Source organism: Chryseobacterium sp. MA9, from assembly GCF_024399315.1.
Taxonomy (GTDB): Bacteria; Bacteroidota; Bacteroidia; order Flavobacteriales; family Weeksellaceae; genus Chryseobacterium.
Genome location: NZ_CP075170.1, coordinates 2923117 through 2950039, shown reverse-complemented (window position 1 = coordinate 2950039; position 26923 = coordinate 2923117). Strand labels below are relative to the sequence as shown.

General features: G+C 36.1%; 28 protein-coding genes. 14 read left to right on the top strand and 14 right to left on the bottom strand.

Annotated elements, in window-relative coordinates:
• Positions 1 to 13: 13 nt before the first annotated feature.
• Positions 14 to 1522, top strand: a complete 1509-nt coding sequence (locus tag KIK00_RS13435) for a RagB/SusD family nutrient uptake outer membrane protein (protein ID WP_255812888.1) — start codon at positions 14 to 16, stop codon at positions 1520 to 1522.
• Positions 1523 to 1646: 124 nt separating this feature from the next.
• Complete coding sequence (locus KIK00_RS13430) at positions 1647 to 3473, top strand: alkaline phosphatase (RefSeq protein ID WP_255812887.1); 1827 nt, start codon at positions 1647 to 1649, stop codon at positions 3471 to 3473.
• A 197-nt stretch (positions 3474 to 3670) separates the two neighbouring features.
• Here the strand turns inward: KIK00_RS13430 and KIK00_RS13425 are convergent, their stop codons facing one another.
• The 5 genes from KIK00_RS13425 to KIK00_RS13405 all read right to left on the bottom strand — a co-directional run bounded on the left by KIK00_RS13425 (position 3671) and on the right by KIK00_RS13405 (position 8699).
• Positions 3671 to 4645 (bottom strand): phosphatidylinositol-specific phospholipase C, encoded by a 975-nt coding sequence (locus KIK00_RS13425; RefSeq protein ID WP_255812886.1) that lies wholly within the window; start codon positions 4643 to 4645, stop codon positions 3671 to 3673.
• A gap of 267 nt (positions 4646 to 4912) precedes the next feature.
• Positions 4913 to 5590 carry a hypothetical protein gene (locus tag KIK00_RS13420; protein ID WP_255812885.1) on the bottom strand — a complete coding sequence of 226 codons (678 nt, stop codon included), beginning with the start codon at positions 5588 to 5590 and terminating at the stop codon, positions 4913 to 4915.
• A gap of 78 nt (positions 5591 to 5668) precedes the next feature.
• The gene (locus KIK00_RS13415) at positions 5669 to 6892 is read right to left on the bottom strand and encodes a 3-phosphoshikimate 1-carboxyvinyltransferase (protein ID WP_255812884.1); all 1224 of its coding nucleotides are present in this window, start codon (positions 6890 to 6892) and stop codon (positions 5669 to 5671) included.
• Positions 6893 to 6963: 71 nt separating this feature from the next.
• Positions 6964 to 7290 carry a nucleotide pyrophosphohydrolase gene (locus tag KIK00_RS13410; protein WP_034692883.1) on the bottom strand — a complete coding sequence of 109 codons (327 nt, stop codon included), beginning with the start codon at positions 7288 to 7290 and terminating at the stop codon, positions 6964 to 6966.
• Positions 7290 to 8699, bottom strand: coding sequence for a hypothetical protein (locus KIK00_RS13405; protein WP_255812883.1), 1410 nt, complete (start codon positions 8697 to 8699; stop codon positions 7290 to 7292). The genes KIK00_RS13410 and KIK00_RS13405 overlap by 1 nt, the downstream gene beginning before the upstream one ends.
• A gap of 184 nt (positions 8700 to 8883) precedes the next feature.
• Here KIK00_RS13405 and KIK00_RS13400 point away from each other — a divergent pair, with 184 nt between their 5' ends.
• From KIK00_RS13400 to guaB, 7 genes are all read left to right on the top strand, one after another.
• Positions 8884 to 9135, top strand: coding sequence for a type B 50S ribosomal protein L31 (locus tag KIK00_RS13400; protein WP_027375398.1), 252 nt, complete (start codon positions 8884 to 8886; stop codon positions 9133 to 9135).
• Between the two features lie 105 nt (positions 9136 to 9240).
• Entirely contained in the window at positions 9241 to 10401 is a 1161-nt protein-coding gene (locus KIK00_RS13395) for a putative sugar nucleotidyl transferase (RefSeq protein ID WP_255816675.1), read from the top strand.
• Between the two features lie 99 nt (positions 10402 to 10500).
• Positions 10501 to 11010, top strand: a complete 510-nt coding sequence (locus tag KIK00_RS13390) for an RNA polymerase sigma factor (protein ID WP_047373602.1) — start codon at positions 10501 to 10503, stop codon at positions 11008 to 11010.
• A complete protein-coding gene (locus KIK00_RS13385; RefSeq protein ID WP_255812882.1) occupies positions 10985 to 11662 on the top strand; it encodes a hypothetical protein in 678 nt (225 codons plus the stop codon). The genes KIK00_RS13390 and KIK00_RS13385 overlap by 26 nt, the downstream gene beginning before the upstream one ends.
• Positions 11663 to 11678: 16 nt before the next feature.
• The gene (locus KIK00_RS13380; RefSeq protein WP_255812881.1) at positions 11679 to 12965 is read left to right on the top strand and encodes a DUF4252 domain-containing protein; all 1287 of its coding nucleotides are present in this window, start codon (positions 11679 to 11681) and stop codon (positions 12963 to 12965) included.
• Positions 12966 to 12975: 10 nt separating this feature from the next.
• Positions 12976 to 13479 carry a DUF4252 domain-containing protein gene (locus tag KIK00_RS13375; protein ID WP_255812880.1) on the top strand — a complete coding sequence of 168 codons (504 nt, stop codon included), beginning with the start codon at positions 12976 to 12978 and terminating at the stop codon, positions 13477 to 13479.
• Between the two features lie 200 nt (positions 13480 to 13679).
• On the top strand, positions 13680 to 15140 hold the full coding sequence (gene guaB / locus KIK00_RS13370) for an IMP dehydrogenase (RefSeq protein ID WP_121489378.1): 1461 nt from the start codon (positions 13680 to 13682) through the stop codon (positions 15138 to 15140).
• Between the two features lie 53 nt (positions 15141 to 15193).
• Here guaB and KIK00_RS13365 read toward each other — a convergent pair whose 3' ends face one another.
• The 5 genes from KIK00_RS13365 to ruvC all read right to left on the bottom strand — a co-directional run bounded on the left by KIK00_RS13365 (position 15194) and on the right by ruvC (position 18707).
• Entirely contained in the window at positions 15194 to 15391 is a 198-nt protein-coding gene (locus tag KIK00_RS13365) for a KTSC domain-containing protein (protein WP_255816674.1), read from the bottom strand.
• Between the two features lie 96 nt (positions 15392 to 15487).
• Complete coding sequence (locus KIK00_RS13360) at positions 15488 to 16180, bottom strand: T9SS type A sorting domain-containing protein (protein WP_255812879.1); 693 nt, start codon at positions 16178 to 16180, stop codon at positions 15488 to 15490.
• 5 nt (positions 16181 to 16185) lie between these two features.
• On the bottom strand, positions 16186 to 16779 hold the full coding sequence (locus tag KIK00_RS13355) for a phage tail protein (protein WP_255812878.1): 594 nt from the start codon (positions 16777 to 16779) through the stop codon (positions 16186 to 16188).
• Between the two features lie 172 nt (positions 16780 to 16951).
• Entirely contained in the window at positions 16952 to 18022 is a 1071-nt protein-coding gene (locus KIK00_RS13350) for a DUF4407 domain-containing protein (protein WP_255812877.1), read from the bottom strand.
• Between the two features lie 130 nt (positions 18023 to 18152).
• Positions 18153 to 18707, bottom strand: a complete 555-nt coding sequence (ruvC, locus tag KIK00_RS13345) for a crossover junction endodeoxyribonuclease RuvC (RefSeq protein WP_047098744.1) — start codon at positions 18705 to 18707, stop codon at positions 18153 to 18155.
• A gap of 103 nt (positions 18708 to 18810) precedes the next feature.
• On the opposite strand from ruvC, the gene KIK00_RS13340 reads away from it, so the two are divergent.
• A complete protein-coding gene (locus KIK00_RS13340) occupies positions 18811 to 19302 on the top strand; it encodes a hypothetical protein (protein WP_255812876.1) in 492 nt (163 codons plus the stop codon).
• 2 nt (positions 19303 to 19304) lie between these two features.
• Positions 19305 to 20663 (top strand): M64 family metallopeptidase, encoded by a 1359-nt coding sequence (locus KIK00_RS13335; RefSeq protein WP_255812875.1) that lies wholly within the window; start codon positions 19305 to 19307, stop codon positions 20661 to 20663.
• Positions 20664 to 20692: 29 nt separating this feature from the next.
• Here the strand turns inward: KIK00_RS13335 and KIK00_RS13330 are convergent, their stop codons facing one another.
• Complete coding sequence (locus KIK00_RS13330) at positions 20693 to 21217, bottom strand: 2'-5' RNA ligase family protein (RefSeq protein ID WP_255812874.1); 525 nt, start codon at positions 21215 to 21217, stop codon at positions 20693 to 20695.
• A 79-nt stretch (positions 21218 to 21296) separates the two neighbouring features.
• Here KIK00_RS13330 and KIK00_RS13325 point away from each other — a divergent pair, with 79 nt between their 5' ends.
• Both KIK00_RS13325 and KIK00_RS13320 read left to right on the top strand, forming a co-directional pair.
• Entirely contained in the window at positions 21297 to 21620 is a 324-nt protein-coding gene (locus tag KIK00_RS13325; RefSeq protein WP_255812873.1) for a PadR family transcriptional regulator, read from the top strand.
• Positions 21617 to 22336: a hypothetical protein gene (locus KIK00_RS13320; RefSeq protein WP_255812872.1), complete on the top strand. Its 720-nt coding sequence runs from the start codon at positions 21617 to 21619 to the stop codon at positions 22334 to 22336. The genes KIK00_RS13325 and KIK00_RS13320 overlap by 4 nt, the downstream gene beginning before the upstream one ends.
• Positions 22337 to 22355: 19 nt before the next feature.
• Here the strand turns inward: KIK00_RS13320 and KIK00_RS13315 are convergent, their stop codons facing one another.
• Entirely contained in the window at positions 22356 to 23468 is a 1113-nt protein-coding gene (locus KIK00_RS13315) for a serine hydrolase (RefSeq protein WP_255812871.1), read from the bottom strand.
• 173 nt (positions 23469 to 23641) lie between these two features.
• Between KIK00_RS13315 and KIK00_RS13310 the strand changes: the two genes are divergently transcribed.
• Positions 23642 to 25051, top strand: a complete 1410-nt coding sequence (locus tag KIK00_RS13310; protein WP_255812870.1) for a pyridoxal-dependent decarboxylase — start codon at positions 23642 to 23644, stop codon at positions 25049 to 25051.
• Positions 25052 to 25086: 35 nt separating this feature from the next.
• Here KIK00_RS13310 and KIK00_RS13305 read toward each other — a convergent pair whose 3' ends face one another.
• Together KIK00_RS13305 and KIK00_RS13300 are read right to left on the bottom strand one after the other, a co-directional pair.
• The gene (locus KIK00_RS13305) at positions 25087 to 25797 is read right to left on the bottom strand and encodes a diphthine--ammonia ligase (RefSeq protein WP_255812869.1); all 711 of its coding nucleotides are present in this window, start codon (positions 25795 to 25797) and stop codon (positions 25087 to 25089) included.
• Positions 25798 to 25839: 42 nt separating this feature from the next.
• Positions 25840 to 26898, bottom strand: a complete 1059-nt coding sequence (locus tag KIK00_RS13300; protein WP_255812868.1) for a hypothetical protein — start codon at positions 26896 to 26898, stop codon at positions 25840 to 25842.
• Positions 26899 to 26923: the final 25 nt, after the last annotated feature.

Here is a 26923-nt window from a genome sequence, read left to right as displayed (position 1 = left end):
AAAAAGTAAAAAAATGAAATTTTTCAATAAAATATTTTTAGTATCAGGACTATCTGTAATGCTTTTATCGTGTACAGGAGAGTTGGATGTTCAGCCGGAAGGAACGCCTACCGAAGCCAGTTTCTGGAAAACTGAAAATGATCTGATTACCGGAGCCAATGCCATGTATAAACCTTTATTTGATGGAGAATTTTACGGGAGAGGTCTTTTTTGGTTTATCAATGCAAGTGATGATATGGTAACCGGAAGAGCCAAAAGTGAAGCGGATAACGCAAAAAACTTCAGCAGTAATTACATTGCAGCAGGAGATCTTGAAACTCAATGGAACAAAAGATATAATGTAATTGGGGTTGCCAACCGTGTGATCCGTAATATTGATAACATTCAGACTTCACAGGCCATTAAAAATAAATATCTGGGAGAAGCTTTGTTCATGAGCAGCAGAATGTATTTTGAACTTTCTTATTCTTACGGAAATGAAAAAGCTGGGGTGCCTATTATTGACCGTTCAAAAGATCCGGATCCAAACCCGATTCCAAGAGCAGCCAATGTAATGGAAAATTACACCTACATTGTCAACGATCTGAAAAGAGCAGCAGAATTATTACCTACCCAGGCAGAACTTCCTGCAAAAGATTACGGAAGACCTCATAAAGCTGCAGCATGGGCACTTCTAGCAAAAGTATATCTGTTTATGAAAGACTGGAAGAATGCAGAATTCTGGGCAAATGAAGTAATGACAAAAGGAAACAGAGCCTTATTGGGTAATTTTGCCGATGTTTTCAAAGCTGAAAATAACTACAGTTCAGAATATATCTGGTCTATCCCGGGAACGCCTAAGTTTACAGCATGGGGAAGTATTCTTCCGGGAGTAATGCTTGAAAATAAAGGATGGGGAGAATATAACGGATGGGGATACTTCCAACCTACAAAAGAACTCTATGACGAATATGAAACAGGAGATCTTAGAAGAAGTGCTTCCATCCTGAAAATAGGAGATAAATTTACTTTTAACGGGAAGGAAAGAATATATGCTTCTACCAACTCCCTTACCGGATATCAGTTCAATAAATATATGGACGCTTTCAAATACCAACTGAACAGCGGCCACGTAAGTGCGAATGGAGACTATCCATGTACAGATCTTGCCGTTCCGATCATGCGTTATGCTGAGGTAATTCTAATCAAAGCAGAAGCTTTACTGATGCAGGGGAAATCTGCAGATCAGGAAATCAATATGATCAGAGTGCGTGCTGGTTTATCTCCGAAAAACGGATGCACGATGGCTGATCTGAAGCATGAAAGACGTTGCGAACTGGCGGGTGAATGGGCAGACAGACACAGAGACCTTGTACGCTGGGGAGATGCACAGGCAGCTTATGCTAAACCTCTGCACGGTATCAATGGACAGGTAGTCTGGGCAGCAAGAAACTTTAATCCAGCTGTACATAATGTTTGGGCAGTTCCACAGGCTGAAATCGTAAACAGTCACGGGATCATTAAACAAAATGAAGGCTGGTAAAATTTTAATCTTTTTATATATAAGCCACTATGTCATTGCAGAATTTTCTGTGATGATATAGTTTTTTTCAAAGATATGGAGATGACCGTTTCATCCGGTCTATAGAAACAATAAAGATATACGAATGAAACTATCAAAAATATGGGCTGTATTAGCCCTGGCTGTTTTTTCCGAAAATCAGGCACAGAATTATTTAAACTACAATGTTGGCAATGCACACTCACATAATGATTACATGCAGGAGATTCCTTTTTGGCAGGCTTACTATGCTAACTTCGGTTCCATTGAGGCAGATGTTTTTCTGGTAAAAGGTAATCTTTGGGTGGCTCATACCGAAAAAGAACTTTCTGCTGAAAGAACACTGGAAAATCTTTATCTCGATAATATTTCAAAACAGATTAAACTGAACAAAGGAAATATTTATCCGGATGCCGGTAAAAAGCTTCAGCTACTGATTGATATTAAACAGGATTATAAAACAACATTAGCTGCTTTGGTGGGTACTCTAAAGAAATATCCGGAGATTACCGGAAACCCGGGAATTAAAATTGTCATTACCGGAGGAAGGCCCCAGCCGTCAGATTTTAAGAATTACCCGAACTATCTTTACTTCGATGGAGACCTTGATAAAAACTATTCTGCAGAACAATTAAAAAGGGTTGGAATGTTCAGTGCAGACCTTCCGGGATTGGTAAAGTGGAATGGAAAAGGAATTCCTAGAGACGAAGAAACAGCAAAAATTAAAACTGCTGTTGAAAAAGCACATTCTCAGCAAAAACCGGTTCGTTTTTATGGAGCTCCGGATTTTCCTAATGCATGGGTAAATCTGATGGATTTGGGAGTGGATTATATCAATACCGATCATATCCCGGATCTTAAAAAGTTCATGAATACTATCCCAAAAAACTTTTATAAGAATACAAAAGAATACACTACCTATACACCTACTTATAAATCAGACGGAGTGGAGAAAAAGGTAAAAAATGTTATCCTTCTTATTCCGGACGGAACTTCTTTGCCACAGTATTATGCCGCCTTTACAGCTAATAAAGGAAAGCTGAATGTTTTCAACATGAAATCCACAGGACTTTCCAAAACCAATTCATCTAACGCTTATATTACAGATTCTGCACCAGGTTCTACAGCATTCGCAACCGGTGTGAAAACCAAAAATACTTTTGTAGGGGTAGACAACATGGGGAAAGCTTTGGCACAGATTCCCGATATTATCGCTGAGAAAGGAATGGTTTCCGGATTGATTTCTACAGGAGATGTTACAGATGCAACTCCTGCTGATTTCTATGCACATTCGGATAACAGGAATAGTTCAGAGCCTATTCTGAAAGATTTTGCAGCTTCAAAAACCAAGATCCTGATTGGTGGGCCTACAAGCGGATTATCTGAAAATAATCTACAGAAATTCAAAGAAGCAAAAATAGATCTTTACCAGGATTTGAAATCAGTAACTAAAATAAACAACCGTACTTTGGTTATTGACCCTCTGGCTTCACAAAGAATAACCAATGGAAGAGGAAACTGGCTCGCAGATGCATTTGATCTTACTTTAAATGATTTAAAAAATAATAAAAAGGGATTCTTTATGATGATTGAGGCTTCCCAGACTGATGGCGGAGGCCATAGCAATAATATAGAACAGCTTGTTACAGAATTACTGGATTTCGATCATGTTGTAGGGAAGGCAATGAAATTTGCTGACGAAAATAAAGAAACCTTAGTAATTGTGGTGGGAGACCATGAAACAGGAGGTTTAACGCTTTTGGATGGAAGTCTGAAAGACGGCTGGGTATTCGGAAATTTCAGTACAAATGATCATACCTCTATTCCGTCAAGTGTTTTTGCTTACGGACCGAATTCAAAAGAATTCACAGGATTGTTTGAAAATACGGAGATCTTCAACAAAATACTGGCAGCTTACGGAATTCAGAAATAGCTTTTTAATTTATATTTTTACTTTTACAAAGAGGGACTGTTTCGTTTTTGAAACAGTCTTTTTTTGCATTATTTTAAAGATCCCACAGATTAAGCAGATGTTTGTGGTTAATCTGCAAGAGATAAAAGCAGAACAAAATTCAAAAAGGCTGTCTCAACAAGAGAGACAGCCTTTAAATATATCTAACAAATAATAATTTAGAAGTTGGTCTTAACGATTAATTCAGACAGTTCAGCATTCACAAAGTCAATCGGCATTACTCCGAATGATCCCTGAGTATTCGTTTGAAAGAATGTTTTAAGCCTTGGATTAATATTGTTGGATACTGTAGGAATACTTGGAATTCCGAAGATACCAGGTTTATAACCGCTGGTGAAATTCACGAAAAGCTTACCATTTGTATCATTTTTAGCTTCATTAAGAAGACTGGAAATCCCGTTCCATTTATCATCATTGTTTGTTACTTTGTAATAATCCTGCACTTTGAGCTGTACTCCAGAATTGTTGATGTCAAAAGTAGTATTGTCTGCCCATGGTGAAGCATTGATTCCTTTTGTTGTTCCAGAAGAAAATCTTCTTAATAACTTGATCTTTCCTCTTACAGCGCCAAGTGTAGGAATGTTTGCGCCAAGATCCCACTTAGAAGGGTTTTTCTGTACATAAGAATCAAATGTCTGTTCAAAACTTCTGGTCGTATTGGAAGCATCATATTCTTCCTTTACAGACATGATGATTGTTTCTGATGGATGGCTGCTAAGGAAGGCATAACAGGCATTAAGTACATCATCAAAATTCAGATTTTGGTAAATCGCTCCGTGATGAATGGTGAAAGAATTGTCAATATGTCTGCAACGTATATCCAGAAAACGGACTCCTGCATTCAGTTGTTCTGCAATACTGAGGTCTTGAGTTTTAGCTGTACCTGATACAACAGGGGCATCTATACGTGCTCCGGAATCATGAGTTCCGGGAATTGAGATTCTTGAAATGGAAATATTATCCTGAAGACCTGACATCCAGCTATTCATTTCAATGGGTGCCAAAGAAGTCTTGTAGCTCGATTTTGTTAAAGAAGCTAAATTGTTTTCATTAGAATCTCTTTCGGTAAGGCTGTCGTTAGAACAGGAAAAAAAGATGGATGCAGTAACCACTCCAAGAGCGATTGTTGTCATACATTTCATGCTTTGTTTGAACATAGTTTTTTTATTTTTTAATGTAGCTTAAAAATAAGAATATATCAAAGCATAAGGAGTTAATTTAACTTTAAGAGATGATTAAGTTGGTATAAAGTGATGAAGATGGATGATAGAAGCTGAAAGAGAGAAAAAAGAAGATTGAAGAAAGAAGGCTGTCCATATTGACAAAGCTTTTAGTCTTTTTAAGACAAGCAGGTTTACGATGAAATGATAGTCGACAGGAAATAACTTAACGCTTCCATCTTAAAACACAAACTCCTCCTTCAAACCGGGAAGTCTGAAGTTGTGATCTCCGATAAAGAAATCACTCATTTTAATAAGCCGGAATTTATGGGTAAATTCTTTGTGTAAGTTTTCGGGTACTTTAGTTTCATCATCACAGGATGAATATTCTCTGTCAACAATAACCTTTCCTGTAGAGAAATTGATTTCATTTGTAAAACTGAAATCACAGGTATCTTCAAAATGATCGTGTAAACCTATCAGATAAAAATCTCCGTTCTGAAATCTGAAGGTGTGTTTATATTGTTGGGTATGCCTTGAATTGGTAAAAAATAGCTGTTCAATAATAAGACTGTTATTTTTTATATTGATTGTAAGAGTATTCTCTGAAGGATAAAATCCGAATCCGCTTGAAAAAAGGATGGCAGAATTTTCTTTCCATACTTTTAGACCGCTGTTTTCCTTTTTCAGAATATAAAAAACCCTTTGGTAGTCACTTGTACCTTCCGGGTTTTGCATGTATGATGCTTTTATATCCGTATTAAATATCAGGATAATTTCATCTTTTCCATCTTTGTCAAGATCACCTTTGGCTTCTGCAATCTGAGTATATCCTTTCGGAACCGAAAAACTTTTCAGATTCTGGGCAGATAAGCTTGAAACAGATAAAACAAACAAAAAGGAAAAACAATGTTTCATGGTTATTATATAAAATTAAAATGTGGTCATCCGAAATAAAAAATCATTTTCAAATTACCACATTCTTATATTCTGAAATTAATGAGTCAGTATACTTTCAAGATCTTTCCAGAACATTGGATAAGACTTTTCTACCACATCTTCATCCTCAATATTGAGTTCCCCGATCAAACAAAATGGGGCAAAACTCATTGCCATTCTATGATCCTGATAGGTTTTGATCGAAATATCGACTTGTGGATTTCCGAAACTGATAGATTTAATGGTTAAATCCGTAATTTCTGTTTCAGTACCAAGCTTTTTAAGCTCATTATATAATGCAAGAAGTCTGTCGGTTTCCTTTACTCTTAATGTTCCCAATCCGGAAATATTAAAAGGAATTTTTAAAGCGGCGGCTGTTACACAAAGAGTCTGTGCAATATCAGGGCAGTTATTCATATCCAGGACAATTTTTTCCGGGAAAGAAAAATTTGGCTGAGGTTCCAGAGTGAGTTTATGCTCGCCTTCAGAAAAAGTTGTTTTGATCCCAAAGAACTTTTCATAGATATTGGCAATTGCAGAATCTCCCTGCGTTGATTCTTTGTAAAAACTTTTCAGGTGAATCGTTTCTCTTCCTAATGCACAGATAGAGTAGAAGTAAGAAGCCGAACTCCAGTCGCTCTCCACTTCATAATGTACTGCTTCAGCATTGTTGCCAGGAGTGAAAGGTTCTACTTTGATGGTATTTCCTTTAAAGCTGCTTTGGATTCCAAATTTTGTCAGAATATCAAGGGTCATTTCAATATAAGACCTTGAGGTAACTTCCCCTACAAGATTAATTTCCAGTCCGTTTTCAAGCTTTCCGGCAATAAGAAGTAGAGATGTGATAAACTGGCTTGAAATATTGGCCGGAACATTCACGGAAGTCCGTGTGATCTTTTTTCCTGTAATTTTTAAAGGAGGAAAACCTTCATTCTCCAAATACTCAATTTCTACCCCAAGATCTCTCAAAGCATTTACCAGATTTTTGATCGGTCTTTCTTTCATTCTTCCCGAACCGGTAAGGATCGTCGTCTTACCTTCCTGGATAGAATAATAAGAAGTAAGAAAACGCATTGCCGTTCCTGCATGGTGGATGTCTACCACTTCAGTATTTTCAGATAATGCTTTTTTTAGCAACTGAGTATCCTGAGAATTGGATAGATTTCCGATTTTTATATTGCTAAACAGACTTTCCAGAATCAATAAACGATTCGAAATACTTTTCGAACCGCTGATCTGTACTGTTTTATCTCCTAATAATTTTGATTTTTCTAGCTTCATTATGATCTACATTATCTTTAAAAAATGATGAGTTAAAAATTTATTTGTAATTCATAACTCATCATTTATAATTATTTTAATTTTTCATTATTCTGATGCCGGTCTTTATCCCGGTCAGTCTTGATTTTCATTTTTCTGTCAAAAGCGTCCTGCAGGTTCACTCCGGTTTGATTGGCCAGACATAACGTTACAAAAAGTACGTCTGCCAGTTCTTCACCAAGATCTTTGTTCTTGTCACTTTCCTTTTCGCTTTGTTCACCATACCTTCTGGCAATGATTCTTGCTACTTCGCCTACTTCCTCTGTCAGCATTGCCATATTGGTAAGTTCATTAAAATATCTTACACCAATGGTTTTGATCCATTCATCTACCTGCTGTTGTAACTGGGTAATTTCCATTATTGATAAGCTCCTAGAGTTGGGTTAGTCGTTCTGGATACATTGACAATATCGAAAGGTACGGTTGCTGCAACAGCTGCATTCCCTTTTCCAATGGCTGGCGAAGTAGATTTTACCCTTAAATTCATTTTAGCCATAAAATAATTGACAAACTGAGGATCGGTATTCTTGGTTGTTTGTATCACACCTGGATTATTGTCAAAAGTGAATCCTGACCCGGTTGCACTGGTATATTTTATGAGTGAATTTTGAAGTAAGAATTCGAATTGCTGTCCTGGGGTCTTTTCAAAATGAATGGCATCATCCCTGTCAGAATATATAATACTGTTTTTTATATCAAGTTGTTGTAAGGCGCCCTGGTCTGTTTGCCCTGCATCATTCTTCCATTCATTAGCTGCAAAAATTCCTGTTCTGTCGAAAGAACTCATTGTTTTAGAATAGTTTGCTATCGTAGCATGAGTATAGCTGTGTTTTCCACCCAGGAAAATTCCTATACATGATAGACCACAGTTGTTCATCACAAGATTGTTGGCATTCACGGTAGAACCTACCGCATAGATTCCGTATTCAAAGAAAGTATGGATGAAGGAATTGGTAATCGTAGCATTGGTTTGTTTCATATCCAATCCTCTCGTACCTCCGAAAAGCCTTGCATGATTCATTTTAAGCGTGGAATTTGCTTCCATTTTGATAGAATTCCAGTTTTTAGGAATGGTATCATAATAAGGATCATTTCTGTCTCCACGAAGAATAACCTGATCAGTCTGGGTTCCATTGATATTTAAGACCGCTCCGGAAGAAACTTTCATTCCGCTGTTCTTGTGGAAATACACTTTAGTTCCAGGGTTTATATCCAGTGTTACACTTGGATTGATGGTAAGATTTCCATAAATGATCTTTGCTTTATTGTTATTCCATGTAGTGGAATTGGTAATCACATTCGGATTGCCGGGAGTCTGAATAAAAAATTCAGCATCCTGAACCACAGAAAATAAAGTCACATGCTGTTGTCCTGTTGGGCTGGTGAAAAGAATTTTATCCTCTGCAATAGCTTCTGGGCCGGTAGCTTCTGGCGCAATTTCAACAAATATATAAAGGCTGTCCTTTTTTCTCAAAGGAACATTTTTAAAATCATATCCCGGTTTTCCATCTACATTGATTCTATATAATGAAGCTGCTCCTTTTTCAAGGTTCACTCTTGGGATCAGGATATCCTTATCTTCATTATTATATACTTTTACAACGTAAGTTTCTGAACGTACCTGATGATATACCGTGTCACAAAATACCGTATCTCTTGAGAAACGTAATTCCTGCGTAGGGCTGTCAAACGTAATGTCATCTTTATTACATGATACTGCTACAAGTAACATCCAGAAGGAAAAAGCCAGTAATAATTTGAATTTCATTGAAATTAAAGTTTAAGTAAGTTCCAAATTTAACGAAAATACTTTGAATTTCTTATCAATAAAAAAATATTGAATTCAGTATTTGGAAATTTAAAAAAATGTTGTATTTTTGCAACCTAAAATTTAGCAGAGAAATATCCATTACTATTTCGAAAGCAAACTTAATTTTTTTAAAAATAGTATTATGAAAAACGGAATCCACCCAGAAAATTATAGACTTGTTGTTTTCAAAGATATGAGTAACGACGAGGTGTTTCTTTGCAAGTCTACTGCAGAAACAAAAGACACTATCGAGTTCGAAGGACAAGAGTATCCACTAATCAAAATGGAAATCTCTTCAACTTCTCACCCTTTCTACACTGGTAAAGTAAAATTAGTTGACACTGCAGGTAGAGTTGATAAGTTCATGAACAAATACAAAAAATTCGCTAAGTAATTTTTGTATACTTAAAAATATAGAAGTCTTCCAATTTTTTGGAAGACTTTTTTTATTGTAAATTTGTTAACCTTGAATTTTAAACTTTAAATCAAAAACTGAATGATGCAATTAGTATTTTCAGACGCACAATATTGGGAAGACTTTCTTCCGCTTACTTTTACACGTCCGATTGCCGCTATGCGATGCGGAATCCTTACATTCTCTGAAAGATGGCAGAAAATTCTTGAAAACACAGAAATTTCTTACTTCACAGAAATGTATCTTCAGGATAAATTTAAAAGCCCGGAGGAAAAAGAAAGTCTCTTTTTAGTTCCGAATTTCATTCCCACAGAAACCGTAATTCAACAGATTAAGGATCTTAAGCTGGGAGAAGCGTTGGTTTATGAAGACGAATTGATCGCTGCTAAAATCAATATGAAAGGTTTTTCTCTGAATCAGATTGAGAAAATGACAGATATCAAAGAAGATTTGATTTTCTTTAAAAGACCAAAAGATTTGTTTACCTACAACCATCACGCGATTGATTTCGATTTTGATCTGCTGACCAAGGGAAGGACTTCACAGGAATTATCTTCAACCAATGGATTTTTAGGTGATAAAAAAGACCTGTTTATTGAAGAAGGAGCTTATGTTGAATTCTCAACAATCAATACAAAAACAGGTAAGATTTATATCGGTAAAAATACTGAAGTCATGGAAGGCTGCCATCTTCGCGGGCCGATAGCTCTTTGTGATGATTCCAAATTTAATCTTGGAGCTAAGATTTATGGAGCAACTACAGTTGGGCCACATTGTAAAGTAGGGGGAGAAGTGAATAATATTATTATATTCGGGTACTCCAGTAAAGGACACGAAGGTTTTGTAGGGAACTCTGTGATTGGGGAATGGTGTAATTTCGGAGCTGATACCAATTCTTCGAATATGAAAAATAATTATGGAAATGTAAAATTCTGGAATTACAGAACCAAAGCTTTTGAAGATACGGGCTTGCAATTTGCCGGTCTTATTATGGGAGATCATTCCAAAACTGCCATCAACACTCAGTTGAATACCGGAACAGTAATTGGAGTGGCATCCAATATTTTTAAACCGGGCTTTCCACCAAACCTTGTGGAAAACTTTTCATGGGGAGGAATGAAAGATGATGAAAGATTCAGACTGGATAAAGTATATGAAGTGGCAGAAAGGGCCATGGCGAGAAGAAAAGTGGCTTTAACAGAAGAAGATAAAGCGATTTTAAAACATATTTTTGATTCGTATTAATTCGATTATAATAAAAACTTCAATCTTTTTTGAAGTTTTTTTATTTTTGATGTAATAGATCTGTAACGGCAATTGTCTTACCTATAAGAAACAAAACTCATGACCCAAGAAACTTTCAAGAATACGGTGTTTATTCTCAAAGACGAGATGTATCGTTTTGCGAAGCGGTTTGTCATGAGCAGTGATGAAGCAGAAGATGTAGTACAGGATCTCATGATGAAGTTTTGGCAGAAGAGGGATGAGCTGGGGCAATTCGGGAATTTTAAATCCTATGCACTGAAGTCTGTCCGGAACGAATGCCTGAACAGGCTGAAGCATCACGATGTGAAGATCGGCTTTGCGGATATGCAGCTTCATCGCTCGGAGCTTTACAGTATGGAAGTTGATAACCTTAAGGAACATATTGTAGGATTTATCAATCAGCTCCCTGAAAAACAGAAGATGGTCATCCACTTGAAAGATGTAGAAGAATACGAAGTTTCCGAAATTTCTGAAATGCTGGAAATGGAGGAAAATGCAGTAAGGGTAAACCTGATGCGTGCGAGACAAAAAGTAAAAGAACAAATCTCACAACTGATGAGCTATGAAAAAAGATCAATTACAAGATAAATACAACGAAGTCTTCCGGGATATCAAGGAAGAAAAAATGGACTGGAGTTTTGAAGACTTTCTTCAGACTGCAGAAGGTGCGGAGCCTGAACAGAATATTGCGCCTGTTATTCCATTGGAAGAAAAGAAGAAACCCTCCTTTCCTAAATGGTTCTGGATGGCCGCCAGTGTAATGCTGGTTTTCAGTATCGGACTCTTCCTGAATAACAATAATAAGGACGCACAGGATAAAGGAAAACTGGTAAAAGATGAAATCTTAAAACAGAAATCCGGATTCATTGAAGAAAACAGTGATCATCAGGAACAAGTTGCAGTTAATCATACTGATTCTATTTCCGGAGTGAAAAAAGATTCTGTTTTTCAGGATAATCAGGTAGCAGAAAAAGATGTATTGGATGAAATCCTGCCAAAAAGAGGAAGACTTAAAAAGGAAACAAGACCCAGATATGTCAGCAATGCCTCCAACAAGAAAAACTTAAATGATTCTGTATCTGCATACAATGACTCTTATGTGATTGTAAACGGCAAGAGAATCAGTAGTGAAAAAGAAGCCATAGATGTTGCCAAATATTCCTTTATGAAATTAGGAAACGAGTTTAAAAAAACAGTAGCATCTTCTCAGAAAAATGAAAATCTTGACAGCGAATACTAAAAATCAGAACAATCTCATGAAAAAAATATTTTTTATAATAGCCATAATGCTAAGCAGCTTTGCAACTTCTTCTGCACAGACTGAGAAATTAGACAAGCTTTTTCAGGATTTTGAAAAAAATGGAAGAGTAACCTCTATCAATATCAAAAAACCGATGTTCAAGCTATTGAATACCATTGATGTTGATGATGCCTATATCGGAAAAATAAAACCTATTCTGAATGAGGTAGAAGGTCTTAAAATTCTGATTATTCCAAAAATCACTTTTCCGGATCGCTTAAAAGATGAAAATCTTGCCAATATAAAAATGAATGAAGAGAAAACGGCGAGAGTAAACAATGCTTTGAAGTCTCTTAACTTCAATGAACTGATGTCCATGAGTAGTGACGGAACTTCTATGAAATTTTTGGCTGAAGAAGAAAGAGATAATTATCTGGAAAACTTAGTGTTTAATGTTGATTCTAAAGAAGAGAATATTATTTTTATTCTTAACGGGAAAATGAAATTATCTGACGTTAACAAGATCATTAATTCCGGTGAAACAACTACTTCTTCTGTCACAACTTCTGTGAGAAATGATCTTACTTCAGGTAACACATCATCCTACCTGAACGGAGATAACAGAAATGTAGGTGAATTCTCAAAGATAGATGCCAGCGTAGGAGTAAATGTTACCTTTAAACAGGAAAATACAAGAAGTGTAAAAGTTATTGCGGATGCAGATAAGCTTCAATATGTAATCACGAAAGTGGAAAATGGAGTTTTAAAGATATATGTTGATAATAAAGGAGTTCGAAACCTGAGGTTTAAAAACCTTAACGTCAATGTTTCTGCTCCTAGTATTAATGCTATAAAAACATCATCAGGCAGTGTCTTTACAGCAGTGAATCCTGTTACAGAAAGCAGTTTGGCGATTGAAGCAGAGTCTGGTTCTATTATTAAAGGAACATTCAATGTGAAGGAGGCTGCAGCTGTGGAAGTAAGCTCAGGTTCTGTACTGGATGTTGATATTAAAACATCAAAATTGGTATTGGATACTTCCAGTGGTGCAAATGTTAATATATCCGGAGAGGCGGCCTCTGCAGTAATTGATATCAGCAGTGGAGCATCTTGTAAAGCAGATGATCTTAAGATTGCTACAGCAGTGGTAGAATCTACTTCAGGTGCAAGTCTTTCTCTGCTGGTTACAGATAAACTAAAAGTAAGTGTTTCTTCAGGAGCTGCTGTAAAGCTGAGAGGAAACCCTGAACTGGATGCTAAAGTAGATAAAATTTCAGGAGGAAGCCTCAGACAAATCAAATAAAAACTAAACTATGAAGACTCTTAAAAACATTTTCCTCGCTATTCTGACAATAGGTATGCTTCAGTCGTGTATCGTATCAGAAAAACCGAACATCGACTTTTTTCAAAACTCACAATATGATTTCAAAGAAGCGCGGTTTGCAAGTATTAATGTACCCATGGTTCTCGCTAAATCATATATTAAAAAGGCTTTAAGGGAAGAAGGAGAAAGAGAGGAAACAATCAACCTGGTAAAGAAAGCTTCAAAAATAAAAGTTCTTACCGTAACAAACGGAAGCAGCGAAATGCTAAATGACTATGCTCAGTTTTTAAATAATAACCATTATGAAGAGTGGGCTACCATAAAACATGACGGAGATAATATCAATATTCGGGTAAAGCAGGATGGAGAAATTATAAAAAATATGCTGATCACGGTAGGTTCCAATAAAAATGATATAGTGTTTGTAGATGTGAAAGGAAACTTTACTCCTGATGATATCTCAAAAATGATTAATTCTGTTTCCGCTAAATAATTCTGCCAAATTACCTTAAATATTCATTGTTTAACCTATAACTAAAGTAGTTTCTACATATTCAATTATTTTGTACCGTAACCGTTCTGACAAAAGAGCGGTTTTTCGATTTAAGTTATTGATTATTAAATTTTATTTAAACTATTAAAAAGGATTTTCATATCTCATTAAAATAACCTAATTTTGCAAAGAAAGTAAAGATGTCTATTCATAACAAAATTGTAGAGACAGCCATCACTTTCGATGACGTTCTTCTAGTCCCTTCTTATTCAGAAGTTTTACCTAATCAGGTTTCATTAAAATCAAGACTTACCGACAAAATCACGCTGAATGTTCCGATAGTTTCCGCTGCGATGGACACTGTTACTGAAGCTGATCTGGCAATTGCTTTAGCAAGAGTTGGAGGGTTAGGCTTTATCCACAAAAACATGACGATCGCTGAGCAGGCTGCTCAGGTAAACCGTGTAAAGCGTTCCGAAAACGGAATGATCTCAGATCCGGTTACATTATCTAAAGATCATACTTTAGGTGAAGCTAGAGATCTTATGTCAAGATATAAGATTTCCGGTCTTCCGGTAGTGGATCCTAATAATGTTCTGATCGGAATTATTACCAACAGAGATGTAAAATATCAGGAAAATCTTGATATGAAAGTTGAAGAGATCATGACCAAAGAAAATTTGATCACTTCCGACAAAAATACCAACCTTGAAAAGGCAAAAGAAATCCTTCTTAAAAACAGAGTTGAAAAACTTCCTATTGTAGATAAAGACAATAAACTTGTAGGTTTAATTACCATCAAGGATATCGATAATCAGCTGGAGTACCCGAATGCTAATAAAGATGAGAGTGGCCGTCTTATTGTAGGAGCAGGAGTAGGTGTAGGAGAAGATACATTGACGAGAATTGAGGCTTTGGTAAAGGCAGGAGTTGATATCGTAGCAATAGATTCTGCACACGGTCATTCAAAAGGAGTTTTAGATAAAATTTCTGAAATCAGAAAAGCATATCCGGACCTTGATATTGTAGGAGGAAACATTGTAACTGCAGATGCGGCTAAAGACCTTATTGAAGCGGGAGCAAACGTTTTGAAAGTAGGTGTAGGGCCTGGGTCTATCTGTACAACCAGAGTTGTTGCCGGGGTAGGAGTTCCTCAGCTTTCTGCAATCTATAACGTTTACGAATATGCTAAATCTCAAAATGTAGCTGTAATTGGTGATGGAGGTATCAAACTTTCAGGAGATATTGTTAAAGCTATTGCTAGTGGAGCGGGTGCAGTAATGCTTGGTTCACTTTTAGCTGGTACAGACGAAGCTCCGGGAGAAGAAATTATTTTCCAGGGAAGAAAATTCAAATCTTACCAGGGAATGGGAAGCCTTTCAGCAATGAAGAGAGGAGGTAAAGAAAGATATTTCCAGAGTGAAGCTAAAAAATTCGTTCCGGAAGGAATTGAAGGAAGAGTTCCACACAAAGGAAAATTGGAAGATGTGATTTTCCAGTTGACTGGAGGCTTGAGAGCTGGTATGGGATACTGTGGTGCAAAAGATATTGAAACGCTTCAGAGAGATTCTAAACTGGTAATGATTACCGGAAGCGGATTGAAAGAATCTCACCCGCATGATGTAATTATCACACAGGAAGCTCCGAATTATTCTTTATAAAATCATAAGAAATATTCAAATAAAAAATGTCTCCATTGAAATGGGGGCATTTTTTATTTAATTCTAATATATTTAAATCTGGGCTTGATCACTTTATTTAAAAATTGCCCTTTGGATCTTGCCTCCTTAAACTTTTCAATAATGTCAGATGGTACTTTAAGATAATCATAAACCGCTCCTGACTGATATATAATTCGTAATATTTCAGTATCCGGGAAATAAATGAAATGATGTACAACACTTGAAGGCATACTAGGACTCATACAAAAAATGTTCCTCGTGATGAAAAATAAAAGCTTCCGGAAATTCCGAAAGCTTTAAAAGGTTTTTCCTTATAAAACAGTAGGTTATTTTTTCACGAATTTAAATTGATGAGTTTGGAAATTTCTGGCACTTATTTTTAATATATAACCACCTGGAATAAGTTGCGAAACATCAATTTTTGAATCAAACATTTCAGATTTTACAAGTCGTCCGTCAATATTATAAATTTGGATAGATAATCCGTCCTCAATGCCGGAAATACGAATAAAATCTGTTACAGGATTAGGGAAAATCTGGATTTTATTTTTAGAAAGATCTGAAGTTCCCAATGTTGTGGTCTGTACATCACCTGTCATTGTGGAATTTACCGCAGTAAGGTTTCCTCCGCATTGCCCGTTTGTCATTGCTGTATTTTCAACCCAGGTTCCAATACTATTACCTGGAGGTATCGGAACAGAATTATTTCCTGTTGAATTATAATAAATAAGATAGGGAGTTGTAAAAGTTCCGTTTCCTTCATCACCAAGAAATTCCCATCTGGTAAGGGTGTTATTCCATTGGATTTTAAATTCACAGGTACCTAATCCATTACAATCTTGTCCGCCATCAATAGGAGTCGTCATATAGATGTTCTTACTAAAAGCATCTACTCCTGTTTTGTTAAAGACATAAGTATTAGGCGGACTATCAAACAGATTAGGACATCCACTAAAAGTTATTGTCTGCGTAAAAGCTGAGCTTCCCATAGCAAGACATAATACGTAAAGAATTTTCATAACTATTAATTTTGTGATGGAAAGACTCCTGCCAATGCAATGATGCATTTCAGAGTGATAAAGGGAGGTCTGTTTTCATGAGGCTGGCTTCCTCCTGTGTTTCCTACCATTGTGCTTTTCATCGTAGTGTTGGCGGCTGTATCAGAATATTCTTTATCAAGAATTTTGGTGTCTGCCGGAAGATTATTTGTCGGTGAATTTTGATTTCCTTCCGCTGTTACAGCACTTACAGTATGATTGTGAGCTGGCATTTGTGTTATCAATAATGTTACACTTTCGGTTCCGCCGGTTTGTCCCATAGAGTACGTTGTAGGTCCTCCAGGAGCCTGTCCGTTATGAACAAGTACTCTTCCCCTCATATCAGGTAAAGCAAATGTGGTAGTTCCATTTCCTCCATAGGTGGTTCCCAACAATGAAAAAAGTGCTTGATTTTGAGCGATGGGCAGGATCTGCCCATTACATTCTGCCCAATACTTTGGAGCAAAATTATAAGGTACAAAGGCTATTTGCCCTAAAAATGGTTCTGATGCCTGAGCTTTTAAGGCAGGGGCAAATGCACCGCAGATCAGCAGTGTACATGCAAGAAATAAGTTTTTCATGATGACAAGGTTTTAAGTAATATAAAATTAGAAAATATTTCACATATAATGAATTATAAAAACAAAAACCTTTCATTAATTTAATGAAAGGTAGATTTTATTAATTAAATATTAATATTATATAGATTTTTTCTCTAATGTTTAAATTACCAATAGCCCATACATATGATAATTAATTTTTCAAATTATCCTTAAAATCTTCAATCCTGAAATCTGTCAGAGCATTTCCTTTTTCAATTTTTTCTTTGGAATACAATCTGAAATCATTTTCTGTTTTTTCTAAAAGATAATCATAAGGCCCTATATGAGAAATTAATTTTACAAGGACCGGGGAGATTTCAAGACAGATAAACAGTCCCATAATAAAAGCGGCTGCCAGTCCTATAATAGCCGAATTTTTACCCAGTTCATCCAATGCCTGAAGTCTTGCCGCAAACCCGTTAAATTTATCTTCAAAAGTCTCTGTAGATTTTCTTTCAGTTTCCAGATTTGTATATACCTTGGAGATTTCTTTATCCAGATATTCCAGTCTTGGAGAAGCCTGTTTTTGATAGTTTTCAAGATCTTGTCTGCGTTGCTCTTTCAATTCCTGTTTACGTTTAGCATTCGGTCCGTAACCTTCTTTTCCACTGGTTAAGCCTGATTGTTTTCCCAGAATTTCTTTTTCAAGTTCCACTGAAGCAGAGTCATAGGCTTTCTGATACTGTGCTATCTTTCCTGAAATCTGTTGCTTTTCTGTTTCAAAAGGCCCGCTCTGTTGAAGAATTCTTCCGTTCATTTCTCCCTGAAGCTGTTTTTTATTCCTTTGGATGATCGTATTCAACTGCTTGTTTACCTCTTTCTCAAAAATTTTAAGCTCTAATGGTTTCGAAATAATAATCCCTAAAAATGTGGCAAGGATAAGACGCGGAATAGCCATCAAAATCTGATTCCACCAGGTACCTGTTTTTTTAATGGAGGAAACGATATAACGGTCAAGATTAAAGATCATCAGACCCCAAAGAATTCCAAATCCTATGGCAGTCCAGATATTGTCGAATACAGTATACATGGCATAGCCTGCAGATAAAGTAGCAAATACCGCTGTGAAAAGTACGATACCTCCAATCCCTGAAAATTTATTCCATTCACTTGGAGTCTTTCTTAAAATATGGATGTTCCCGCCGGAGCATACCATCAGGAACTTTTGGAACCAGTTTATTTTATGAGTCCCTTGATTTATAGTTTGTTGGTTTGTTTTCATAACTGAAAATTTATACAAAGGTAGTACTAAAAATCATACCAATGTAAAAGATAGTATTATGTTTTACCAAGTAATTGCATGTGTTTTCATAAAATATTGTTTTTTAAACGTTTAAAAAGAAGCTTAAAAATTATTTCAATCTATCCGGATTCTGCTTCAAAAAGCTTTCCCATCCGGAATATGATTTGGTATCTGCTATGGTTCCGGAATTAAAATGATGGCATACAGCAACGGCAAGTCCGTCGGAGGCATCCAGATATTTGGTAGGGAATTCTTTTAAATTAAGAAGATTCTGAAGCATACCTGCTACCTGTTCTTTACTGGCGTTTCCATTTCCGGTGATGGCCATTTTGATTTTTTTTGGAGAATATTCGGTGATAGGAATATTTCTGTAAAGGCTGGCAGCCATGGCTACTCCCTGTGCACGGCCAAGTTTAAGCATACTCTGTACGTTTTTTCCAAAGAAAGGAGCTTCAAGAGCTACTTCATCCGGATGAAATTCGTCGATAAGCGATAGCGTTCTTTCAAAAATATATTTGAGCTTGGTTTCGTGGTTAGGGTATTTTTTTAAGATGAGTTCATGAATAGAAACCATCTCCATTTTCCCTTTTTTTACGGAGATAATGCCAAATCCCATCACAGTTGTTCCCGGGTCAATACCTAAAATTATTTTCTCTGAAATCATTGCTCCAAAGATAGGACTTTCTAAGTTTTTTATGAGTGAAAAAGTATTGGAAATGACTTTCATTTATATTTAAAACTTTAGTACCTTTAAAAAAAAAATGATTATGAAAAATGTATTTAATGTACTCATTGTTCCTGCTTTTCTGTTCTGTAGCTTTCAGAAAGAGAATGGATTAACTCAAAAAAGGCAGTCACTTTCAGAAACCGCGGTAAAAAAAAGTGATCGAATTATTTATTTGTTTTTCAAAGCAGATAAAGATCAATCTGGAAATGCAAAAGTTACCCTCCAAAGCAGTAGAATTACGGATGGAAAACTGAAACAGATTTCTTCTTTTGAAAGAAATGAAGCTCATAAAGGAGACTTTATTATCACGCTGACAGAGTCCGGCGGAAAAGAAGTTGCCAGACAGCTTGTGAAAGATCCTTTTAATCCTGAATTGGAAGTGTACGAAAAAGAAGGAATTTCCAGACATAAAGCTTCCCTTCAAAGCACAGAGTTCAGTGCCCGTTTTTCCTATTCTGAAAATGTGCAGACTGTAAAGGTTGAAAAGGCAACTGATGATGGAACACAACTATTATTCACAAAAAAATTATAATTATGAAAAAAGTTTTATTATCCCTTTTGATTGGAGGCAGCTGTTTTGCCCAGACATTTGAGACTGTTCCGCTTTTACAGAACGGAGACAACAGCAAAAGGATTATTATTGCTGTTTTAGGAGACGGATTTACCGCCGCACAGCAAGCCGCTTTTACAACTTCAGCTCAGAATACCGTTAATTATCTTTTTACAAAAAGTCCCTATACAGAATATAAAAATTACTTTAATGCTTATGCTGTAAAAGTGATTTCCACAGAATCGGGAGTGAAGCATCCAGGGACAGCAACAGATGTTACTGAACCTGTAATCCCCGTTACCAATCCTAATAATTATCTGGGTTCTACTTTCGATGTAGGAGTTCACAGATGTATATACAGTAATACAACCAATAAAGTCGGGCAGGTGCTGGCGGCCAATATCCCTGATTATGATATTACCTATGTATTGGGCAATTCTACAGAATATGGAGGCTGTGGAGGAACTTATGCCTTTGCCTCATTAAATGGTTCTTCAAATGAAATTGTGGTGCATGAGCTAGGACATTCATTTGGAAAATTAGCTGATGAATATTGGTTTTCAGGTTCACTGGAATCTGCCAATAAAACTCAAAACTCCAATCCTGCGACTATCAAATGGAAAAATTGGGTAGGATTAAATGGAGTAGGAGTATATGCCCACGCTGAAAGTCCTACTTGGTTCCGTCCGCATCAGAGTTGTGAGATGAGGTATCTTAACCAGCAGTTCTGCTCCGTATGTAAAGAGGCAATTATTGAAAAAATCCATGGTTTAGTGTCTCCTATAGATTCCTATACGCCGGCAAATAATACTTCAGTAGATGCTACATCTAATGTCACTTTTACTGCTAATGAAATTCTTCCCAATCCTAACACATTGGTCAATACCTGGAGTTTAAATGGGACAATACTTGGATCAACAGGAAGTAGCATTACCATTACTCCTGCTCAACTGAACAATGGGAATAATACCTTAACATTGTCCGTAGTAGATAACAATACGCTTTTGAAAGTTGATAACCACAGTACACTTCATGTTACTACTGTTTCCTGGACTCTAAGTAAATCTACTCTTAAACTTTCAGAAGTAAAAGCTGAAGAAAGACGTTTCAGTATTTACCCGAATCCTACAGACGGAGAATTTTACATTAAAGGAAAACAGGATTTTTCAAAAGATATAAAAGTAGAAATCTATGATACTTCCGGAAAATTGATCCCATCCAGATTTGAATTCAAAGATACTGGACTAAAGGTTGATATTAAAAACTATCCGGCGGGTACCTATCTGCTGAATGTAAAAGAAAACAAAAATCTGATTCTTTCTCAGAAGATCATAAAAGAATAAATATAACAAGCCGGCTTCAGCAGCCGGTTTTATTTTTTCAGTTTTTTCTCTGCTATAGGTAGCCATTGTCCATCGTGACGGAGAAGTATTATTTTGTCAACTAAGAATTTAGTTTTGTATTCCTTTGTTTCATATTTTTCCCAGGCTTTAAGATAATTTTCCCAACTCAGATCTCTGTATCCTACAGTCATATGAGGACTAAAAGAATAATGTATGAAATTAAAGTACTCTTTTACCCTATGATAAAGCTCAGTTAAATGAATATTTTCTTTTGGCTGAATATAGAGTACAGGATTTTTAGGATTAGGAAAACTTCCAAAGCCATCCAGTTCTACTTCAAAAGGAGTGATTTCTGTATTGATCTTCTGAAAAGCAACATGAATATCATCCTCCAGTTCAATTTCTCTGGAAAAGGGAGGAAATAGTGTAATATGGGCTTCATTTTTCAAAGCTTTGGAATTGGAATAATTTGTTACCAGATCTCTTTTAAAGACTTTTATTTCTTCTATAATCTCCTGAGGAGGGTAGATGGCTATGAAGTACATTTTTTTCATAAGGCAAGTTAAAAGTTTTTATATTAAATTTTTATACATAAGAAAATTATGCATAAGTTTGTAATGTATAAATCATTCTATGAAAAAGAATAGTCTTTATAAAGGTACCCTGCAGAATATTATTTTGAAGCTTCTTACAAAAGAAGTTAAAATGTATGGATATCAGATTACCCAAAGAGCTAAAGAGCTTACGGAAGGTGAGCTTGAAATGACGGAAGGAGCACTTTATCCATTGCTGCATAAACTGGAGAGCGACGGAATGATTATTTCTGAAATTCAGAAGATCAACGGAAGAGACCGTAAATATTATCTGCTGACTGAAAAAGGGAAGAAACAACAGACAGAACAAGAAACTGAGATGAAAAGTTATTTACTCAACCTACAGACAATTTTCAACATATGATCACCGAAGTACAGGAAAATAAAATTACAGATTATCTGATAGCCCAGCAGCTCTCATTGGATATTCTGATAGAAATCAGAGATCATATGATCAGTCAGGTTTCAGATCTTCAGAGTAACGAAAATATTAGTTTCGATGAAGCTTTCTTAAAGATAAAAGAATCCTGGAGCGGAGAATTTAAGTTAGTTAATTACCTGCTATTCTATCCAACGACAATCCCTTTGATAGCCAAAAGAATTATACAGGAAAAATATGCCGGACTTTTCAGAAAATCTTTAATGACAGGACTGCTGGCTTTAGGAATTAATTTATTGTTGATTTTTATAGCAAAAAATCAGGACTATTATAATACATTTTTTAAACTGCTTAACGGATCATTTTTATTGGGTTCAGTATTGATATTGGTTTTTAATTATAAGATCTGGAAATATCTGAAGACGGATTTCAAATACAAAGGAAAATGTCTGTATACCATGTATCAGCAGAATATAGGATTATTGGTGGTTTGCGCTTCTTCAATGGTACAGGTTGTAATGAAGAACGGGAATTATGCTTATCAGTTTTTCAAAGAACACAATCATTCTGAAGTTGTTCTGACCTTAGTTACATTGATTCTTCCTTTCATATTACAGACAGCTCTGGTTTTTGCTGTATTCAATTTTATTGAGCATAAAAAGAATTTACTAAAAATGCAGGAATTTCTAAAATCGACGTAAGCAAACACCCCCATTAAAACTAATTCTTTAATCTAAGCTGTGTAAGAGTATTTTCCAGATGATCTGTAATCTTTTTCACTTCAATATGAGGTCTGAAAATGGAGCTTTTCCCTTTTTCCTCATCTGCGATATTAGACAGGATAATTACGGATGTTTTTGTATCCGGATAATAGATGTTTAAGGAAGGAGATCCTTTTATATAACCGCTGTGAAAATAAGAATTGGGTTGGCCAATGTTAAGCATGATGCCATAAGCGTAACCCATCTTTCCAAAGATTGCATGACGTCTTTCTGCACTTTTTACCATGAATAATTTCAGGGTTTCGGGCTTTAAAATTTTCCCGCCATACAAAGCGTTGTTCCATGAATGGAGATCCTGAATGGTGGATAATATTCCACCAGCCGGAGTTCCAATTTCCTGCCCGCCTAATCTTTTCGGCATATTGGGAACTTCCTGAAATTTAGCAGGTGTACCAAGATAGGCACTCGCAAAATTATTTCCTTTAAAAGTATCTCCGGTTGAAGAATGTTTCATTCCTGCTTTTTTAAAGAGTTCCTGAATATTTTCAGCATATGACTTTCCTGAAACTTTTTCTACAATTTTTCCAAGAGTATTAAATCCGTCGTTGGAGTAGAAGAAGTCGGAGCCGCTCTTAAACATCAGCTTTCCTCCCACCATATTCAAACCTGAAGTATGGTTTAATAACTGATGAATCGTTATATTTTCATATTCTTTGATCTGGAATTCCTTTAAATATTTTGAAACTTTATCTGTTACATTAAGCTTTCCCTGTTCCATCTGCAGTAAAATCATAACGGCTGTGAATTGCTTGCTCACAGATCCTATTGCAAAAATGGTATTGCTGTCAATTTTAGTTTTTCTCTTAAAGTCAGAATATCCGTTTTCTCTTCTGTAAAGAGGTAAAGAGTCTTTAAAAACAGCAATGCTTCCATTGAAATGATACTTTTTGAAAGTGGAATCAATTTGTTGTTCTAAAAGTGTTTTCTGAAAAGCCGCAATGGTAGAGTCAACAATTGCTTTTTTATCAACTGGAGATGCTTTTGGAGCTTCAGTTGTTGTACAAGAAAATAAAAAGCAGAATAGGGACAGAACTATTAAATTTTTGATCACAGGTGTTGTATTTTTTAATGATAATTGATATTCTTAAAGATACTAAAATATCTAAAAGAGCATTAGGGGATGCAAATTGCGTGCTAGGGTAGGGTGTCAGATCAAATTAATGTGGATTTAATCAATCTTTGAAGAGTATTTAATACTTTTGATATAGACTATTGATAACAATTATGAATGAACATTTGAAAAACGACTTAGTAAACATAGACCATTTGCTGAATATCGTTAAAGAACAGGGAACAGAATTTCTAAATTCCATCGAAGAAAGACCTACATCAATAATCAACCACCAGGTGCTTGAAAAACAGGAACTCCCGGAATCGGGGTACGGAACAGAAGAGACCATACGGATTTTCAACGAAAAATTTGAACCGATAATGGTTGGATCTGGAGGACCAAGATATTGGGGATTTGTGACAGGAGGTTCTACCCCTGCATCAGTGGCTGGTGATTGGCTGGCAACTGTTTATGATCAGAACCCCCAGTCTGTAACTGGACAGGGAGATATTTCTGCAAATATAGAGATGGAAACAATACAGCTTTTACTGAAACTTCTTAAGCTTCCGGAAAGCTTTCTGAGTGGTTTTGTATCGGGAGCCACTATGTCTAATTTTACCTGTTTGGCTGTGGGCCGGCAATGGCTTGGAAAAGAGCAGGGAAGAGATATCGCGAAAGAAGGCGTATCCGGAACGGTAAAGATATTGACAGCCACACCTCACTCATCCTCTATAAAATCATTGTCACTCTTGGGCCTTGGCAGCAGTAATATCATTAAGATTAAAACAGAAGAAGGAAATCGGGAAGCAATTCATATCAAAGATCTGGAAGAGAATATCCTCAAGCTTGGCGGTGAACCATTTATTCTGATTTCAAGCGGAGGAACAGTAAACACGGTGGATTTTGATGATTTCAAAGCTATCAGCAAATTAAAAGAAAAATATAATTTCTGGTGGCACATTGATGCCGCTTTTGGCGGTTTTGCTGCCTGTTCAGAAACCCATCAACATCTTGTGGAAGGCTGGGAATATGCAGACAGTATCACAGTAGATTGTCACAAATGGCTGAATGTACCTTATGAAAGTGCCGTGTTTCTCATTAAAGAAGAATATAAAATTTTACAGGTGGAAACTTTTCAGAACTCAAATGCTCCTTATCTGGGAGACCCGTTGGAGAATTTCAGCTATTTAAATTTTCTTCCTGAAAACTCTAGAAGGCTAAAGGCGCTTCCGGCATGGTTTTCCCTCATGGCTTATGGTAAAAAGGGATACCAGGAAATTGTAGATAAGAATATATCATGGGCAAAACAGTTTGGGCAGCTGATTGAAAGCAGTCATGATTTTAAACTGCTGGCTCCGGTAAGATTAAATACGGTTTGTTTTACATTAAAAGATGATGCAAAGCAGGATAAAGTGGACCGATTTCTTGAAAAGCTTAATGATACAGGGAAAGTGTTTATGACGCCTACTTTTTATAATCAGCATAAAGGAGTAAGAGCTGCTTTTGTAAACTGGATGACCCGTGAAAAAGATATCAGAGAGGTATTTGATCTCATGAATGAAATCATTACAGAAATAAAATAATATATTGAAAGGCCTGTGGACCAATATTCACAGGCTTATTTTAATAACAGATCACAAAACCAGAAAACATACTCGTCATCTTCTTCTTCAGGTGAGGTTTTAGGTTTAGGATAAGTTTTCTTGACTGTTTCTCCAATTTCAAAGTGAACCGGATTTTTGAAAATAGGTCCATCAAAAGTAAAGGTGTGAAACTCTCCGTTTTCTCCGCATGGATCTACATTTTCAGGAAGATCATCTATAAATTTCTGATCAATGATTCGCCCTGCAAAACTTTTATCCAGATAAGTTCCGTTTACACAGGTTACAATGGTTTTAAAACCAAGCTCTAAAAACTCATGGATGAGGCTGGAGGTATCTTTTTTCCAAAGAGGAAATACAGCCTTCATACCAATCGCATTTAACTGGTCTTCCCTGTATTTCCGAAGATCTTCCAGGAAAATATCACCGAAAACAGAATGGGTAATACCCTGAGCCTGAATTCTGCCCATTGTTTTGCTCATAATTTGCTGGTATTCTTCCATTGACGGTTCTTTGGGAAGCTCCATTTTAATCAACGGAATTTCGAGACTTTCAGCCTGTTTTTCTAAAAGAGAAACGTGTACACCATGCATGGAAATCCTTTGAAATTCTTCATTAATACTTGTAAGCAGTGTAGAAATTTCATATTGATCTTCCTGTAGTATTTTATAAAGAGCAAGTGCAGAATCTTTTCCGCTGCTCCAGTTGAATAAAGCTTTTGGTTTCATTTTGAAAATAAAAATCGCTCAAAAATAAGGAGATTTTGTGGCTTAATAATTTTTGTTTTGAATTTCTTTGATTGGAACAAATCCACCATTGAAGTAATCAATCTTCATTTCAAAAGGATAGGCCGGATTGCTCATAATCAAAACACCAATTGCTCCAAAAAATGCTGCTCCGGTTACCATCATGCTTCCGGCATTGGGATTTGATCTTATTTTTCCGATAAAATAGTAATCATTATCTCTTTTTATTGCCTTGGTAAAAAGGTTTTCTATGGAAAGGTAGATATATGGATCTCCTTTATACACAACAGCATAAATGTTATCTTTTTTGATTTCTTTTTCTTTGCCGTCTGCCATTTCATAGATTCTTACAATTTTTGGGGCATTACCGTAGAATTTGACATTTGTGATTTCTTGGTCCGGCTGTTGATTCTTTAAAGAGCTATAATTTTTATATACTCCGTCTTTCAGCTGAGGTGAATTGTAAAAACTGGTTGACTGCTTGGCTGTATTATCAAAGTTATTTACTTGATCAATCGTATAATGATTGATTGTTTCGGGCTTTTTAGATGCATTTTTACTGATGAAATCGATGAGCATTTCGCTTCCTTTTTCAAGAGTTTTTGTTGTAACATCAGTTGCTTTGATATCAATTACTGTATCGGTCTGATCTATCAAAGAGTAAGTCCCATCATTATTTTTTGAAAACAGAAATCCCTGAAAATAGCAGTAGCCATGTTCACTGAGCTTGGCAGTAACCTCCGCAAAGTATAACTGCTTCAGGTACAGAACCATCGTTCCATCTTCGGTATTATCTCCATTGATGCTGTTCAGGATACTTTGAAATTGGCTTGATATGCTGGAAGTGGGAACCACTTTAGCTTTGGCATTCAACATTCCCTGCTGTACAATTCCTAAAGAAGTGGTGTCTTCTCTTTTATCAATAAGTTTTATCGTTTTATAGTAGCTTTTCTCTACTTTGTGGCTGGGAAGGCTTATGGTAAATGGTTCGGTACGTTTCTGGCTCCATAAAGCAGATGTAAGACACATGAGGACTAAGAAAAAGATTTTCTCAAAATTTATTTTCACGGTTATCTTTTTCATTGTTATTTGTTTTAAAGTTAAAAAT